Here is a 16,363-nt window from a genome sequence, read left to right on the forward strand (position 1 = left end):
CCACGCCAGTTGGGACGGGACGGCCTACTTGGCCCGCGCCAATCGCGTGGCTCCACGCACGGCAACGTTGGCCCGATCGGGTGGAATCGACTCGACCCGTCCGAGTAGGACGTAACGCATCGAGGCGCGTTAGCGCTCTCCAAACACAAGCAGCGCGGAAGCAAGGAGGCGCGCGCATGCCTCGACCGAAGAGATACTGGCCGATGATCGAGGCGTCTCGGTCCGAAGCGTGCCTCGCTGCCAGGCTGTGCAACGACCCATCTGAGGCGCGTGCGTTCGAAGGTTTCGTTGTTCACATGCACCTCGCGTACCTGTACCTGTTGCATGCGATCTTTACCCGTGATGGCGTTGACTTCCGCTACTGGAGGCGAGATCGACCAAACCGCCTAGAGAAGATCGATGGCGAGCCGAAGCGCTGGGAGTTGGCGCGGTATGTGGTTGAACGATGGCCGTCCGTCGATCCTGTCCGGAGCAATATCGAGTTCTTCGTCGGACTGCGGAACAAGATCGAACACAGGTATGCATCGCAGTCACAACTCAGTCTCCAAGCTGCTCTCGGAGGACTCGCACAGGCGCACCTGCTGAACTACGAGGAGGAGTTGGTCGCGCAGTTCGGCCAAGAGGTGACGCTTGCCACCAAGCTGAGGTTCCCAGTGTTCATCGGTACGTTCACCGATTCTGGCGAAGCTACCTTGCTGCGGCTGCGTTCGGCGTTGCCGGCGCCGTTGCGGACCTTCATCTCCGAGTACCACTCTGGGTTGTCGGATGAGATCACCAGCGATCGGCGCTACGAGCTGCGATTGCGGCTCGTCAACGAGTTGGTTGCTCGTGACCCTGACGCGTTGGCGTTGCAGTTCACGAGGTTCGATGATCTGACGGAAGAGCAGAAGGATGCAGTAGAAGCGTTGGGGCGCAAGGGCTTGGTCATCATCCGTGAGCAACGCCGTGGCGTGGTCAACCCGGAGTTGATGAAGCCAAACCGGGTAATTTCGGCCGTTGCCGCCGCACTGCCGTTCGTCTTCCATCGTGGTCACTTCATCAGGTCCTGGCAGAAGCTCGGCGTGAGGCCGACTGTCGGTTCCATCCACCCCGAACGAACGGATGAGCGATACTGCTTGTATGACGAGATGCATGGGGACTACGGGTACACGAAAGCTTTCGTCAACAAGCTGACAAAGCTCTTGGCCACAGACGAAGGCTGGCGGGAGTTCTTCGGTGAGGACCCGCGCGTTAAGGAATCGTCCGAGGTGCTTGAAGATCTTGCGGCAGGCTAGGAAGCGCCTTCCGCTCAGATCGGCCGGTTCGGTGCCGCTAGTACTCCAGCCCGACTTCGTAATCTTGGCTGGCCAGAGGGCCTCGGAGACGGGTGCGGCCACCAGGTGATCATGAACGGTTGTGTGGACTGTCCAAGATCGTGTGGTGGCCGCCGGTCACAGCGTAGATCCCGCCCGGTGGCGGGAGACCTTCGACGGGCTTATGGCCCGGATAGCCGGCCGGTTCAGACGGGTGGAACCCCGCCGACGAGCCCGCGCGTTCGTGCTCGGCCTGTTAGCGGACCTACCACGCAAGAACTGCTGGACCATCGCCGAGCACGCCGGTGACCGTGGGCCGGCGGGGATGCAGCACTTGCTGCGCAAGGCGGTGTGGGACACCGACGCCGTCCGTGACGACATCCGCACGATCGCCGTGGAGCACCTGGGCGACACCGACGCGATCCTGGTCGTCGACGAGACCGGCGACGTGAAAAAGGGCGTGTGCAGCGTCGGTACGCAGCGTCAGTACACCGGGACCGCGGGCCGGATCGAGAACGCCCAGGTCGGGGTGTTTCTGACCTACACCACCGCTGTCGGGCACACCCTGATCGACCGGGAGCTGTATCTACCGGCGTCCTGGACCGGTGACCCGGCCAGGTGCGCGGTGGCCGGGTTACCCGAGGACACGGTGTTCGCGACGAAGACCGTGTTGGCCCAGCGCATGATCCTTCGCGCGTTGGATGGTGGTGTCCGGGCTGGTTGGGTGACCGGGGACGAGGTCTACGGAGCCGCGTCTCGGTTGCGTACCGCGTTGGAGGAACGTGGCGTGGGGTATGTGCTGGCGGTCGCCTGTGATCATCAGGTGCGGACCGCGACTGGCTCCCATCGCGTGGACGCGGTGACGGCCCGACTGCCGAAACGGGCGTGGCAACGGCTGTCCGCGGGCGAGGGAGCGAAGGGACACCGGTTCTATGACTGGGCCTGGGTCGGTCTGGTCGATGGGCCCGATGAGCCGGCCGGACATCGGTGGCTGCTGGTCCGGCGTCACCGGCGCACGGGCGAGTTGGGCTACTTCCGCTGCTACGCACCGGGACGGGTTGCGTTGGCGATGCTGGTGCGAGTGGCCGGGCGACGGTGGACCGTGGAGGAGTCCTTCCAGACGGCGAAGGGGTTGGCTGGTCTGGACAAGCATCAGGTCCGGACCTGGACGTCGTGGTACCGCTGGACCACGTTGTCAAGTACCGGGTTTGATGGAGGGTCTGATCATCCGCTCGGTGTCGACGCGGGTGTGCTTACGCGGTGATGGTTGGCTTCGTGTTCCACCGGTGGAATCAGGCCGAGTTCGCCGTGGAGCCGGCGGTGGTTGTACCAGTCGATGTACTCCGCGACGGCGATCTCGACATCGTCGATGCCGCGCCAGGGGCCCATGTTGCGGATCAACTCGGCCTTGAAGATCGAGTTGAACGCCTCGGCCAGGGCGTTGTCGTAGCTGTCGCCCACGGATCCGACCGAGGCCACCGCGCCGGCGGCGGCCAGCCGTTGGGTGTAGCGCACCGCCCCGTATTGCGCGCCGCGGTCGGAGTGGTGGACCAGGGCGCGGGTGTCCTGTCGGTCCCGTCGACGGGTCCACAGGCCCATCTCCAGCGCGTCGAGCGCCAGGCCGGTGCGCAGGCTGGTGGAGACCTGCCAGCCGACCACACGGCGGGAGAACACGTCCAGCACGAACGCGGCATACACCCAGCCGGTGAACGTGCGGATGTAGGTGATGTCGGCGACCCACAGCCGGTTGGGCGCCGGGGCGGTGAAGGTCCGTTTGACCAAGTCCGGGCGCGAGTCGTTCCCTTTGCCCGGTCGGGTGGTGCGTGGTGTCCTCAGTCGGGAAACCCCTTGCAGGCCACCCGTTCTCATCAGTCGAGCGACGGTGCAGCGGGCGACTGTTCGGCCGTGGACCCCGCCCTGGCGGACCAGTTCGGCGTGGACCTTGCGGACCCCGTAGACGCCGTAGTTGTCCTGGTGGATCTGGGTGATCTTCGCGGTGATGGCGATATCGCGGACCGCGCGGGCTGACGGCGGGCGGGACCGGGCGGCATAGTAGGTGCTCGGAGCGATCTTCATGCCGGCCTGGGTGAGCACGGTGCAGATCGGCTCGACTCCGAACTGGTGCTTGTGGGTGTCGATGTAGTCGACGATCAGCGGGAGGGGCGGTCTAGCTCCGCCGCGAAGAAAGCCGACGCGGACTTGAGGATCGCATTGGCTCGACGCAGCTCCTGGTTCTCGCGTTCCAGCTGGGCGATGCGCTCGGCGTCGCTGGTGGTGGTGCCCGACCGGTCCCCACTGTCGATCTCGGCTTGTTTGACCCAGGTCCGTAGCGATTCGGGGTGGATGCCCAGTTGGTCGGCGATCCGTTTGATCGCGCCTGGCGCGGTGGCGGGGTCCCGGCGGGCGTCCACGGCCATCCGGGTCGCGCGTTCACGCAACTCGTCGGGGTACTTCTTCGGCGCGGGCATCGTGATGGTTCCTTCCAGGTTTCGATGTCTCCATCAAACCCGATACGGAACACGTTGGTGTTGGTGGCGCATCTGTTCCTGGCCATCACGACCGCCGCCGAGCGTGCCAGCCCGGCGCCGGCGGGGATGATCCCGTTGACCCGCAACGAGATCCGGCACCTGTTCGTTCGTCTGGCGATCGTTGCGGCCAGTCATCCCCTGGACTGCTTGCGCTGGTCGGAGTGGCGCCGACGGCATCAGTACCGTGCCCGGCAGGCTCACTACCAGCGCCAAGCCGACCAAGAACGGTGAAGATCATGATCTATTATTAGAGTGCCAGCGGGAGGAATTCTCGAAGTGCCCACGAAGGAATCTGACGACGCCAAGGTGAGACTGGGCAGTCGCTTCCACAGACTTCTCGGCGCCACGCTCGTGTCGGCCATCGGCACCGGCATGCACGCCGCCGCGTTGCCCCTGCTGGTCCTGCAGAGCACCAGCAGCCCGATGGCGTTGAGCTTCGTCGTCATAGCCGCCGAGATTCCCTGGGTGCTGCTCTCGCTGCACGCCGGTGTCGTGGTGGACCGGCTGGACCGCCGGTGGGTGATGGTGTGGGCCGACCTGGGCCGGTTCGCCGTCCTGGTCGCTCTCGCGGTGCTGATCCTGACCGCGCAGGTGAACCTGGTGTGGCTGGTGCTCGCGGCGTTCCTATTGGGCGTCGGTCAAGTCTTCTTCGACCTCGCTGCCCAGTCGGCCATTCCCGACTTCGTGTCGCGGGATCCGCGGAGCCTGGCAACGGCGAACGGGAGGATCGTCGCGGCGGAGAGCAACGGTGAGGACTTCGTGGGGCCTCCGCTCGGCTCCGCGCTGTTCGGCGTGTGGAACGTCCTGCCGTTCGCCGGCAACGCTCTCTCGTTCGTCGCCAGCGGTCTGTTGATCTTCTCGATCCGGACGGGCGCCAAGCCGAAGAAGACGTCCAAAGCTCCGCGCACGAGCGTGCGGAGCGACATCGTCGAGGGCATTCGGTGGTTGTTCGGAAACCGGACCCTGCGGGCGCTGGCCACGGTGTCCTGTCTCGGCAACGTCGCCGCCACCGCTCAGTTCGCGATGCTCGCGCTGCTGGCCAAGGAGGTCCTCGAACTTCCGGATTTCGGTTTCGGTCTGTTGCTGACGGCCACCGCGGCGGGCGCGACGGTCGGGGGACTGGCCGCCGCGGCCGCCAGCAAGCGATTCGGCCCCGGCACGGTGATGCTCGCGGGCAAAGCCGGTGTGGGCACGGCCATTCTGGTTCTGGGACTGGTCGCCAATGTGTGGGTGGCGGCCGCGATGATGATGGTGACCGGTGCGCTGATGACCGCGGAGAAAGTCGTAGTGAGCACCTTGCGACAGCAGATCGTGCCTGATGAACTCTTGGGGAGGGTGCTCTCGTCGAGCAGGCTGGTGGTAATGATTGGGGGGCCGGTTGGTGCGGGACTCGGCGGTGTCCTTGCCAACTTGTTCGCCGTCCAGGTCTCGTATGTCACTTGTGGTATTTTTCTCATCCTGGTGACGCTGGTCTTCTATCCCGTGCTGAACAACCGTGCCCTGGCAAGCGCTACGGACAAATCGGCCAGGTAAGCGAGAAGATCCGCGGCCACGCGGAAGGTGCCGCTCCGCACCGTCAAAGGCCCTCTGGCCAGCCAAGATTACGAAGTCGGGCTGGAGTACTAGGCTGTGTCATTCTGAGGTGCGCAGCGTTGAGATTAAATTCGTTCAGGAATGTATCCAGGTGGTAATGCATTTGCGGGCGTTGTATCCACTTCCGGGCATCCCACACTCTTTAAACTTTAGGATCTAGTCTTATCCATGCAACGTGTCGGCTGCAACGTCGGAATCTATTGACCATAACGTGATTTAACGATGGGATACTACAGGCGACAAGACCGCCACGTCGGCAGTGGCACTCCGTCGCTTAACGCGCCACCCGCTTGGCCGCTCACTTCCCTCTAATGCTACGTATCTTTCGAACGGGCGATAGTTGACGCTACGTTCAGTTACCATCGCTGGGATGGCGCGTCTCCTCGGCAGTCGCAGTGAACTGTCGCGAGATGGAGCAGGTGGCAGGTTAGGTGCGACATCAAACCACGCACATGCCTTAAGCATCGTGATGCGCCGATCGGGTGGAAGGTGTAGGAAAGGCACCCGGCGTCGGAGTAGTTGTGCTCCGATGTTCGGCGTCGGCCACGAGGTCGAAAGATCCGCCCTCACTTGGGAGTCGTCGGTCTATGGATCCGTTTTCGTTGTCCGCGCTGGGAGCCGTCGGTCTGGGATACGCCGTCAAGTTCCTGTTTGACCGAGCCAATGCTGCTCTTGACCGTCGAGCACAACGCCGCGCCGCCGTTGTGTCGGCATCGGCAGATGCTTCGACTACGGCGACTGTCGGTGGCACCGCAGTAGCCGAGGGAGCGCACAACCTGGAGGTAAGCGGGGACGTCGCAGACGAGGACGCTGTGGAGAAGGAGGTGATCAGCGCGATGCGGGTGCTGGAGGTATACCGCGCCAAGAACCTCGCACTGGAACCGGGCGATGCGGTCCTGCTGGACACTGTGCAGCGGCTGCATACCGCTCTGGAGCGCATGGAGGGCGTCCCGGTCGACCTGGGCGCCGCTGTGCGCTCATTGATCGAGGTCGACCAGAAGGCTGAACACGTCCGCGGCGTGATGACAGGTGCGGATCTGGGCGTCTCGCCGCCGAGCGGGGCCACTCACGTCCGACAGCAGGTCGGCACCGTGCATGAGGGTGGCGAGGTCACTGGGTTTCGCGCAGGCGGTGCTCGTTGAGCGCCACCGGTGGCAGTTGGTTCGGGCGCCTTGGCGCGCGCGGCGACTCAAACCCTGCCAAGGGGACTGACGATGGGTCTGAGATCGGGGGCAGCTCCGGGTTCGAAGCGAGCCACGAGCCAGGTGCTCCGGACGCGGGCGTCGCTGCTGCCTCGGCCGAACCACTGCTCGGACCCGGGCCGGACCCGAGCCAGGCCCCGCCGCCCGACACGGCGAACGTCGAGGTCACCGCCGGAGTCCACTTCAGCGGAACTTCCGTTCCAGGTGGAGGCTTCGACGACGGCGTCGTCGAAGCCAAACCCGACGTCGCCCGTGGCTCTGTGCCGGACGCCGTCGCGTACGGGGTCGCCGGCGGCGAGGTCCCAGACGCTGCTCACCCCGAGCCCGATGCGCCACAACCGCCGACCTCACCCGGTGTGCCGTGGGCGAGCGCATCGATCAAGGTCGACACAGTTGCTAGTGGCGGCACTGTCACCGGCATGACGCTGGTGAACTACGGCGTAGTGCCGCTGGACCAGGTGCCGCTAAGTCGGGCTCATCTGAGCCGTGCGCTAAACACTCACGCTGGCGCGAAAGAGTTTGACCGCCTGGTGGACATGGTTCGCCACCAGACGAGGATCGTGGTGTTTGACATCGAGGAGAACGCGGGACGTACTGCCCATGCCGAGGCATTGGCGGCCCGTCTGGCCGGCCTGCGTGCCGCACGCGACCGGCCGACAGCGACCCTTCCGCACGGCGCGCAATCCACAGAGTCCTTTGGCACGCCATCGATCGACTCCGACACCGCCGGTCAAGGTTCAACCGGATGGCCGCAGCCTCAAGCGGGTGCCTCCGTTGATCTGCACGCCTCGCACCCAACAGCTCGGCTTGCTGGCGGCCAGCACGCTGCGGCGCCCGAAACGTTCCAGGGCGGCTTGGATAGGACACAAGAACCGGTGTTCGATGTCGCACGGCTGCTGTTCGGTGGATCACCGTACTTCCCGGCGGCCCGACTGCCGACCGAGTGGGGCCGAGTGTGGCTGCTGGAGATACCCACGGACGAAGAGGATTTCCAGGTCGACAAGGACTTCGGCGACTGTCTGTCTACTCTGGACCAGTTGCTGGCCGAACGACGAGGACGGCTGATCATACTCACCCGGCCCGACCACTGGCGTCGTATCGGTGGCAGCCCGTCCATCCGGTGGCTCAGCGCACGCGACCTGCTCACCAGGGTCGGACCAACAGCGGTAGCACACGCGCAACTTACCGGCCGAATGCCCAGCATCGACGTGGACGGGTGGCTGCAAGACCGCGCTATCGAGAGGATGGTTGAGCAGAGCAACACTGCCGGCGTTTTCGAGCTCACCGAAAAGATCCTGGCCGCCGAGCAGACGCCGCCGCACCTGCTGCCTTCCGACTCGACCTCGACCGACACCGCAGACGTCCCGCTTGACACCCAAGCCCTGCTTGCCCGCCGGATTGCGATGGTCGTGGACTCGCGTGGTCTGTGGCGACGACAACTGTTGGCCTGGCACCGTGATCCCTCCCGTACCGCCTTCGAACGCGACTTCCAGCTCGCTGCTGCCGTGCTGACTGGTCTGTCGGTGACCCACATCTACTACGGGGCAACTCAGCTCAATGCAGAATTCGGCGGCCGCGGTACGGTGGAGGCCAAGGGACAGGACGCCCCGGGCGTGATCGCGATGCTCGACGCCGTGGGCGGCGAACTCGTCGCCGACGACCGCATCCGATTTCCGCGGCCGGGCTGGGCCGAGTCCATCTTGGAGTACTTCTGGGTGGACCGACCTCTGGCACGCGGCAAATTCCTGGATTGGTTAGCCAAGGCCCCCGGCTCCCACACGGGCGATGCGTTGGAGGCCGTCGGCGATGACCAGCGGCGCGCTGCGGCACGCCGCATCACGCGGTTCGCGTTGGGCTGGGCCGCGCGACACCAACGAGAAACGCCGCTGGCCAAACTCGCATCGGCCTGGAGCGAGTCATCCCGCCCCATGTGGCAGGAATTGGTCGAGGTCCTCTCGACTGTCGCATGCGCCGATAGCGCGGACCCGGCAGAGGTCGGTCCCGACGACGCACCCCTCGCGGTGCATCAGCGCTACGTGCACCAACTGCTGCTGGACTGGGCCAAAAAGCGCCATCTCGCCCCTGTCGTCCTGCAGGTCTGCGTGGGTCCCTTCGCCAAGCTGTACACCAGCAAGGCCCTGGTGCGGCTCAAGCACGCGGGCGGCCACGACAACGACGAGGTCCTGCCCGTCCTGGAAGAGGTTATCGTTGGGCTGTGGCGGGAATCCTCCGCTCGCACGACTCTGGTAAAGGAGATTGCCGGCTGGTGCGACGCCACCAAGCACGCCATGTCCGGCAGTGTTGCCTTTGCGCGCCTTGCAGCCATCACCGACACCGCTCTACCGCACGTCGATCGTCCGGCTTATGCCGACGGCGCCGCCGCAACTGCAGATGAGATGAACGAAAACGCACGCGGTCGAGGGGTGGCGTTGCTGCGGAAGACGGGTGACTACACGCCCGACCACGCGGTGCTGGCTCGATGCTGGAGCGTCCACCTGCACGTTGCAGAGGACGCAAGCTCAGATCTGGTCACCCTCTGGCTCGACGCGGCGATCAGTGATCCAACCCAACGTCAGGCTGTGCTGAATGTGCTGCGCCTGGCCGTCCGCGGAAACACCGCTGAGAACCGCAAGACCCGCGACGTTGTCCGGGGCATTACTCGGAAATGGTCCACCGGCGTCCCGGAGCGCGATGCGCTCTATCAGGAGCTGACCGCCGCGCTAGACACCGATATCCACCAGAACATGAACAGCCGGCGCTATGAGGGAGTCGGCTCGTGACGCTGTGGCGCCGAGGCCGGAAGCCACCGCCGCTGGAATACAACTGGACCGATCGAGTCAACAGCGTCGACGCTCATCTCGCGTTCTCCGCACACATCTATCTGACCGTCCATCCTGACCCCGAACGCCGAACTGGCGAGGCAGACGCCGGCGGGGCCGTCGTCGTGCCACCGTCGGTCTCGCAGGCGGCGGTCTGGGCCCGGTCGGAGGTCGAGGAGGTCACTCGTGAGTGGGACGTGTTGCACCGTCACGCCGCACAACACAGTGTCAACGAACGGGTAGGCCAGCACCTGCCGCACACCTTGTACGGCGCAGTGGTGGGCTCGGTAACCGTTGCCCTGTCGGTGAGTGAGGACGACACCCGCGCGGCGCACGCCCTACAGCAAGCTCATCGCGAAGCGCACTTAGACGAAATTGCCCGCCGCCAGGCTGCCGCCACTCTTCGGTTCCTACGTGAGGAGTGCTTCGACAACCCCGCCTCGGCACGGCTGTTCCTGATGCTGAATACCAACACGCGGCTCGGCGTGTTCCCCAGTGCGCAGCAGGCCGACGAGGTCGTTGCGGAGGTCACCCGTTGGCATCCCGACAGCCTGTGGGTGCAGGTCGCCAAGACGCTGCACACCGTCCTCGGAGCCCTGACTCCTGGCCAGACCGAGGAACTACTGCGGGTACTGGCTGCCGCCCTGCACAGTACCGGGCACTCCGAGCAGGCCCACAACCTCGACGACCTACGCTCCAGGGCCGATCGCGGTGAGGATGGCGAGGCTACCGGGTCATGAATTATCTGCCTGTTACGCAGCCGCGTGAAGCCGGTCAACTACGCCTTATTGGCTCATTACTTTGCTTGGAACTTCGACCAGAAGTTTCAACGTGACTGAAGCGTTCGAAGGATCAACGCGCGGCTACCTGTTCGAAAATCAACTTTGTTGCGACGGTGGCGGATACGTCGACATGCGAACGCAATCATGCGTGGGCAACGAAAAAGGGTCCACCTGATAGGGGGGGGCGACCGAATCATCTAACGGAAATGATTTCCAGTGTCCGAGGAGGGTCGTGCACACTAACCACACGGCTCGTGCTGCGAGACGCCATGTAGAGGCTGCGACATGAGATGTCCCGCCCGTCCTCCGATGCAGCGCGGTGCGGGACGGCTCGGCAACGTAGCGTAGGGCGCATCGGCCTGCGGAAACTCAAGATGTGGGCGAGATGGGACAGTACGCCGACAGGCGTCCCGACTGTCCCAACCCATCGGTGCCGAGTCGTTCACCAAGACCTGCACCGAGGGACGGGGCGCTCGACTCGGTTGCGTACTTCTCTGGTGGAGACTGAGGTCCCAAGCTAGCGATCTTGATCGGGGACTGTTTCCGTACTGCTACCCGGCTGACACCATCGGCTCGATCCGACCTCATCTCGTCGAACCTGTGTTCGACACGTCGTTCGGTAGGCTCTCCTCCAACGCGAACCGACGGGAGGCCATCGTGGCGGGCTTTGAGATTAACCGTGGCGAGATGAAGCGGATGGCGCGACAAATACAGCAGGAGTTCGACAAGCACGCGATCAGCGTCCCGATCTACGCCGAGAGGCTAGCAGTTCCGTCAAGCTCTCCCGCGACGACGGTCATCTATAACGGCCCAGTGATTTACGGGCACGCCAATGGTGTGCAGCTTGCATGGAATAACAACGAGGTGACGCAAAATAGGCTCACGAGTCAGCAGATCGCTCCGGACTTTGAGTCTATCGCTCAGGCAGTTGCGAAAGACGCTAGACCAATTGGCGAATGCCGGGCTTGCTCCACAAGACCAACAAGACGCCGAGGATGCCGCCAAGGAGATTCTGGTTGAGGTAACCAAGTTCGAGCCAGACCGAAGCAAGATCCGACGTGCACTCTCTAACCTCAAGTATGTACTGACTCCCTTGGCAACAGGGGCAATAAGTGGCGGGAGTCAGGGGCTGCAGGATTGGGCGAAAACTGCCATCGAGCACCTCAGGGTCAGCTTCTGAAGTGAAACCCCTCGCACTCCTTTCTGTCACAAGTTAACTCGCTTTAGTTCGCGCGAAATTTGGTGCTCCGCAGCAATCTGTGCAACATTCTTCATGCCTCGCATCGAGATCTTACTTTTCAAGAGTACAACTCTCAGTCGATCAAGTTCAGTCAACTGCGGAACTAATTCTGCAGAGTGCACTTAGATCACCAGCTAGCAGGCTCGTGTCCGGCGAAGGGCCGGACGCCCATTTTTGTATGCGTTCGATGTTATCCAGTGCAGACCGATCTAGGGCCAACCCTTGTGCTTGACATCGGATGGTAGTAATCAGCGTCCTAAACGACTCAGCCAGTTCAGAATCCCCAATGCGCTGAGATACTTCACGCAGGCGACGAAGTTGGGCAATTGAATGCGGGAAATTTTCGTTTGCAGCCTTCGCGGCGCGCTCGACAAGTACGCGACGACTTATAGCTCTCGGCATAACTAGGCGCCCATTAAGGGTCCACTCGCCGAGTATCTCGACAAGACCGACTACTTGGTCAGCACCAGGCTGATAGTAACGAACCCAAGGTGCTACAGACCCGATCAGCTTATATTGGCGACGCATGGAGTCGGTTAGTGTTACTTTAACCTCTTCGATGGAGTCCGGAATCTGATGGGGCACTATCGACGCTAGGGGTAGAAAAATTTGGACACCGTCGTTGACGACGGCTTCAATTGAAAGTGTTCGATTGTCGAAATTTAGCGCAGTGACATCCCATTCCCAGAGCTGTAAGATGAAGCTGATAGACTCCGATTCACTCAATCCGAGCGCGCCCAGCCCACGCGGGTCGAAGAGATTTACTTGCTCACAGGCCGCCGCTGCCAGTAAGCCAATGTAATTTGCGTAGACTACCTCCATTTCGGACAGTAGTAGATCGACCAATTCCGAAGGGGTTAATCGCACTGGTCTTGGGCTAGCTGGAGCGAGGACAATTTTGCCGTCCGATACTGAAAAATCCTGATGCGCAGAGGCGTTCCGGAGTGCCAAGTTTAATCCTGTCAAGGCATCTCCATAGCGGCCTTGCTGCGCGGCTGGAAGTATCTTGCTGAGTTCGCGTTCGCGCAATTGAGAGTACCGCTTATTTGTCTGGACTGCATGCAGGGCGGCGACTATTCTTTTTCCTAAGCTCTCAATGAACGTTCGAGCGAGATCGAGTAGCGACGTAATATGCGCATGGTCAGGCAGTGCTGCCGCTCCCAGGGTGGCGGCAATTAAAGATCCGGACATTACGTGAGCATTGGCGTCAGTTAGATCGGCCTGCAGGTGCTCGTCGTTGATAAGTTCTTGAAAGCGGGTCGCCGACGACCGATACGCCTTGAATGCGGATCTTGCAGTCGAATTGAATGTGTCTTCATTGAATGCCGCCCTGCTAACTGACATAAGAATTAAGGACTGTATGCCCAGGCCGAAGACCTGTTGCACTTCCGCACTAAACAGTTCCTCTATCGCGCGGTGGCCGTACATGTCGAGCTCAAGGGGATGGCGACTTCCAGCCACGCGTTCCGTTTCGCGTAGAAAGTAGAGGGCTACTGTCGGCGCAGAAATAGCTTCGACATCAATATCAAGCAGGGTTCTACATTCTCCTAGCTCGCCGATTCTCGCGGCTGCTAAATCCAGATGTTCTTGGCCCAAGTTTGCAGCTTGCTGCGCTGCGATAGGACTGTCAGCGCGGGCCGCTTCCAGGAAGCTTCGCATGCTTGAGAGCAGTTCTTCGGTAGCCGCTTTTGCAAGAGAATGAAGCTTAACCCAAGGGCGTTGTGGAGTCATTCTATTCGCCTGCGCAGCCGCATTCCGAAGCTCGATCAATGCAGCCTCTAGTTCCTGGGTGTTCGCCGCGTTTTGGATCGCCAACTGAAGGCCACCAAACACTCTATTTGGTAGGCCATTAATGCGGTTAAGTAGATCAGTAACTTCCGTGCGCGCGTCCCGTCCTGGCTGTTGGGGTGGCAGCGAGGTGTTCGGCTGCGACCCTTCAAGCAGGGCGAGTGCGTCCCGGATAACTCGCTGCCTCCGCTGCAGGTTGGGGTCAATCTCGTGAGCAGCAGGTCTCGCCCCACAGTCTGCACATACGAGCCCGCGTGGTCGACGGCATCCACAGCCGCTGCACTCGATCAGTGACCAGCTTAGAGAGAGCCTTAGCATGTAGCTACCATCCAGTGTTCTACTTGCCGCGAATGATCGACCCGTCGAGCCCCTGCCCGTCCTCTGTCGGACAACTGCGTGTTCGTTACGTCGCAACACCTGGCCGTCATGTTAGCCAGAATCTGCCATAACTGACTGCTGGATACTCGACACGAACAGTAGTCGTTGGACGAGCCGCTTATTGGCGTCTACAAGATCATCGGGCAATCCGGATGAAGTGGCTGGTGAAGACCATCACTGGCTAGCAGGCTCACGGGTGCATGTTGCTGCGCGTACAGATGGCTCTGCTTTGGGCAAATTTTGGCCCTCCGGGTCGGGGCAGTACTGTGCGGCCGATGCCGTGAACGTCTGGTCGCTGGGCACGGGCGGCTCCTTTGAGGTGTCGTCGGCGGTGCCAAGGTCAGGGCCACGCAGGAGCAGGCGGGCACCAGCGGCGTTAAGGGAAAGGTGGGTGGTGCCGCCTGGATGGACGCAAGCCGCAGTGGCCGGGAGACCTGCGATGTCGTCGAGCAGGTCAAGGGCGACGCGGGCGGTGGACGGGCCGTCGTGCCAGTCGAGGGCGAGGACGCCGGGGTGGTCGGCGGACGTGGTGACCTCGGGCGGGGTGGGGAACAGGCCGATGCGGCGCAGGATTGCGCTGGCGGCTGCGGCGTGGGGCTTGGGGTGTGTCAGTTCGAGTTCGACGGGGCGCAGGGGAGTGGGGTCGTTTCCCATCCAGCGCAACAGGTTGGTGGCAGGTTCGAACTTGTCGAGCGCGGTGGACCAGCGGCGGTAGGAGACGGCGGGCAGTAGGACGGTGGCGGTTGGGACGCTGTCGAGCAGGTACAGCTCGACGTGGCGGCGGTGGACGCGAGCGCGCAGGCCGGCGATGCCGTGTAGGCCGTCATCGGCCTCGCGGGGAAGCAGTTCGCGCAGCAGGGCAGCGAGAGCTTCGTGGTGAGGGTGGAGAGCGATCTCGTTAGTGCGCGGGCGAACCATCCACACGACTTGTGGCTGAGTGATGGCGGCTCGGCTGAGGGCGTCGAGTACTGACGCTTCAAGGTGGAGCTGAGCGGGACTGCTGGCGGCCGGGATCAGCGTGGACCTCAGGTGCTGGGGGAGCGGGTCGGTGGTGCGGCCCTTGAGGGTCTCCAGCAGGTGAGTGCGGTCGTCGGCGGTGAGGTCAACGAGGTAGTCGCGGATCGCGGGCAGCACGGCGGACAGGGTCTCGCCGGTGTAGTTGCGGCGCAATTGGGCCATGCGAGTGGTCAACGAAGAAGTGTTAGGCATGGCGACCTCGCAGTGCTGGGCGCGGGCGGTGCAAGAGGGTCGGGGACCTGGTGCACCGCCCGCGCGGGTGTCCGGCGGCGGTTGAGGCGGCGCGGAGCCACGCCGCCGGACGGCTCGGGTGACCGCGGTGAGGCGGTCCGTGTCAGACTGAAATCACCATGTCATCAGCGCATCGTCGGCGGAACGATCTCCAGGCGACACGGTGACGACATGGGACGACAGCCGAGCGGGAGGCTCACCGATGCGCACGTTTCGGACCGTGCTCGAACAGAAGATCTGGGAACGGCGCCAGACACTGGAGGAGTTCGCGGAGTACGCCGAGACGTTCGCCCGCGAGCAGCGCGAGCCGGGAACGCTCGGCGTGCGGCACCTTCAGCGGCTCGCTTCAGGCCACGGTCCGAAGGGACAGCCGCTTGGGCCGGTCAGGCCAGCGACCGCCCGATTGCTGGAGAGCATCTTCAACCTGAGTGTCGAGGAGCTGCTTTCGCCACCGGATCTCGGTGGCTCGGTGCGACAGTCCGATGGAGGCGCTGCGGACCTTGGTGCTGCGTTCGAGTGGCTCGACGAGCGCGGCGGTTGGTCGTCGGGGACGGCACAGCGCAAGGTGGAGGCACTGCTCGGCGGCGCAGGCGCGTTCCACGATCAGCAGGTACGCCGGGCGAAGGTGAGCCGCAGCCAGCTGGTCGGAGCCCTCGCCGAGTACTACGTGGACCAGGTTCCTGGTCACGGCTTTTACGGTGTCAGGTGCGGTTCGCGCGACGTCGTCACGAGCATTCTGGCGAAGCCCAGTTGGCTGGACCTTGCCCGCCCACTCGGGGAAGGCGACCAACTGACGCTGGTTCCCGCGACTTCAGGTGGTCCCGAGGTCGACTTGCCTGCTGCCGTACGCAGGCTCGCCGAGGCTGCGGCGCTCGGCGTGCGGATGACGAATGCCCAGCTCTACCGGCTGGTTGACCTTGACGCGCAGCCAGGGAAGATCACCGGCTCGATGGGCGTGACCCGATTCGTCGAGTACGCGTTGACCATGGACCTGCTCGAAAGCGAACTCGTAGACTCGATCGCGACGGCGAGTTCGGCCCTGCGGCTCCGGGACCGGTATCTGCCGGACCTCGCTTCGGTGTTGGACGTCTCCAACCGCCTCTGTGTGGGTGGAGTCCTCGCGTTGTGCGCGATCGCGCGTCCAGCCGATCCGTACCGGGGCGCTGCCGACTACGCCCTCTTGGTCCAAGAACGTTCCGGGCATGTTCTCAACGCGACCGGTCGGCTGGCGGTGATCCCGAAGGGTTTCCACGAGCCGATGACCGACGTTCGGGCCGAGGTGCAAATCGGCTCGACTCTGCTGCGTGAGATGGAAGAGGAGCTGTTCGGGCGTGGCGAAGTGGACAGCACGGCCGGAGTCCGTCGTGCCGCTGCACCGATGCATCCTGCGCGCGTGTCTGAGCCGATGCGTTGGCTGCTGGAGCGGGCAGATCGTCTCCGTATGGAGTGCACAGGGTTTGGCCTGAACCTGGTGAGCGGTAATTATTGAGTCG

Annotated in this window: 9 protein-coding genes, 2 pseudogenes and 1 other annotated feature; of the genes and pseudogenes, 8 read left to right on the forward strand and 3 right to left on the reverse strand. The window is 63.2% G+C overall.

The features are described from left to right. The first annotated feature begins 176 nt into the window (after window positions 1–176). Window positions 177–1,274, forward strand: coding sequence for a DUF3644 domain-containing protein (locus tag KALB_RS20870; protein WP_025357657.1), 1,098 nt, complete (start codon window positions 177–179; stop codon window positions 1,272–1,274). Between the two features lie 202 nt (window positions 1,275–1,476). Next, window positions 1,477–2,487, forward strand: a pseudogene (locus KALB_RS20875) (IS701 family transposase); the annotation flags it as partial. 29 nt (window positions 2,488–2,516) lie between these two features. On the opposite strand, the gene KALB_RS20880 reads toward KALB_RS20875, so the two are convergent. Continuing rightward, window positions 2,517–3,760 (reverse strand): IS3 family transposase gene (locus KALB_RS20880; RefSeq protein ID WP_411931088.1). Its coding sequence is split into 2 segments (ribosomal slippage): window positions 2,517–3,481 and window positions 3,481–3,760, totalling 1,245 coding nucleotides; the frame shifts between segments, so codons are not numbered across the junction. Beyond that, window positions 3,354–3,482 (reverse strand) — a sequence feature (AL1L pseudoknot). Its footprint overlaps the gene before it by 129 nt. A 51-nt stretch (window positions 3,761–3,811) precedes the next feature. On the opposite strand from KALB_RS20880, the pseudogene KALB_RS20890 reads away from it, so the two are divergent. From KALB_RS20890 to KALB_RS20915, 5 genes and pseudogenes are all read left to right on the forward strand, one after another. Continuing rightward, a pseudogene (locus KALB_RS20890) lies at window positions 3,812–4,051 on the forward strand (IS701 family transposase); the annotation flags it as partial. 45 nt (window positions 4,052–4,096) lie between these two features. Next, window positions 4,097–5,353, forward strand: coding sequence for an MFS transporter (locus KALB_RS20895; protein ID WP_025357662.1), 1,257 nt, complete (start codon window positions 4,097–4,099; stop codon window positions 5,351–5,353). 872 nt (window positions 5,354–6,225) lie between these two features. Further along, entirely contained in the window at window positions 6,226–6,555 is a 330-nt protein-coding gene (locus KALB_RS20900; RefSeq protein WP_025357663.1) for a hypothetical protein, read from the forward strand. After that, the gene (locus tag KALB_RS46640; protein WP_148309556.1) at window positions 6,552–9,395 is read left to right on the forward strand and encodes a hypothetical protein; all 2,844 of its coding nucleotides are present in this window, start codon (window positions 6,552–6,554) and stop codon (window positions 9,393–9,395) included. The genes KALB_RS20900 and KALB_RS46640 overlap by 4 nt, the downstream gene beginning before the upstream one ends. Further along, window positions 9,392–10,174 carry a hypothetical protein gene (locus tag KALB_RS20915; protein ID WP_025357666.1) on the forward strand — a complete coding sequence of 261 codons (783 nt, stop codon included), beginning with the start codon at window positions 9,392–9,394 and terminating at the stop codon, window positions 10,172–10,174. The genes KALB_RS46640 and KALB_RS20915 overlap by 4 nt, the downstream gene beginning before the upstream one ends. A 1,369-nt stretch (window positions 10,175–11,543) precedes the next feature. Here the strand turns inward: KALB_RS20915 and KALB_RS46645 are convergent. Then, complete coding sequence (locus KALB_RS46645) at window positions 11,544–13,271, reverse strand: hypothetical protein (RefSeq protein WP_148309557.1); 1,728 nt, start codon at window positions 13,269–13,271, stop codon at window positions 11,544–11,546. Between the two features lie 525 nt (window positions 13,272–13,796). Beyond that, the gene (locus KALB_RS20920; protein WP_148309558.1) at window positions 13,797–14,813 is read right to left on the reverse strand and encodes a hypothetical protein; all 1,017 of its coding nucleotides are present in this window, start codon (window positions 14,811–14,813) and stop codon (window positions 13,797–13,799) included. 277 nt (window positions 14,814–15,090) lie between these two features. Between KALB_RS20920 and KALB_RS20925 the strand changes: the two genes are divergently transcribed. After that, complete coding sequence (locus KALB_RS20925) at window positions 15,091–16,359, forward strand: transcriptional regulator (RefSeq protein WP_148309559.1); 1,269 nt, start codon at window positions 15,091–15,093, stop codon at window positions 16,357–16,359. The last annotated feature ends 4 nt before the right edge of the window (window positions 16,360–16,363 follow it).

This window comes from Kutzneria viridogrisea DSM 43870 (assembly GCF_000525635.1).
GTDB classification, from domain to species: Bacteria; Actinomycetota; Actinomycetes; order Mycobacteriales; family Pseudonocardiaceae; genus Kutzneria; species Kutzneria viridogrisea.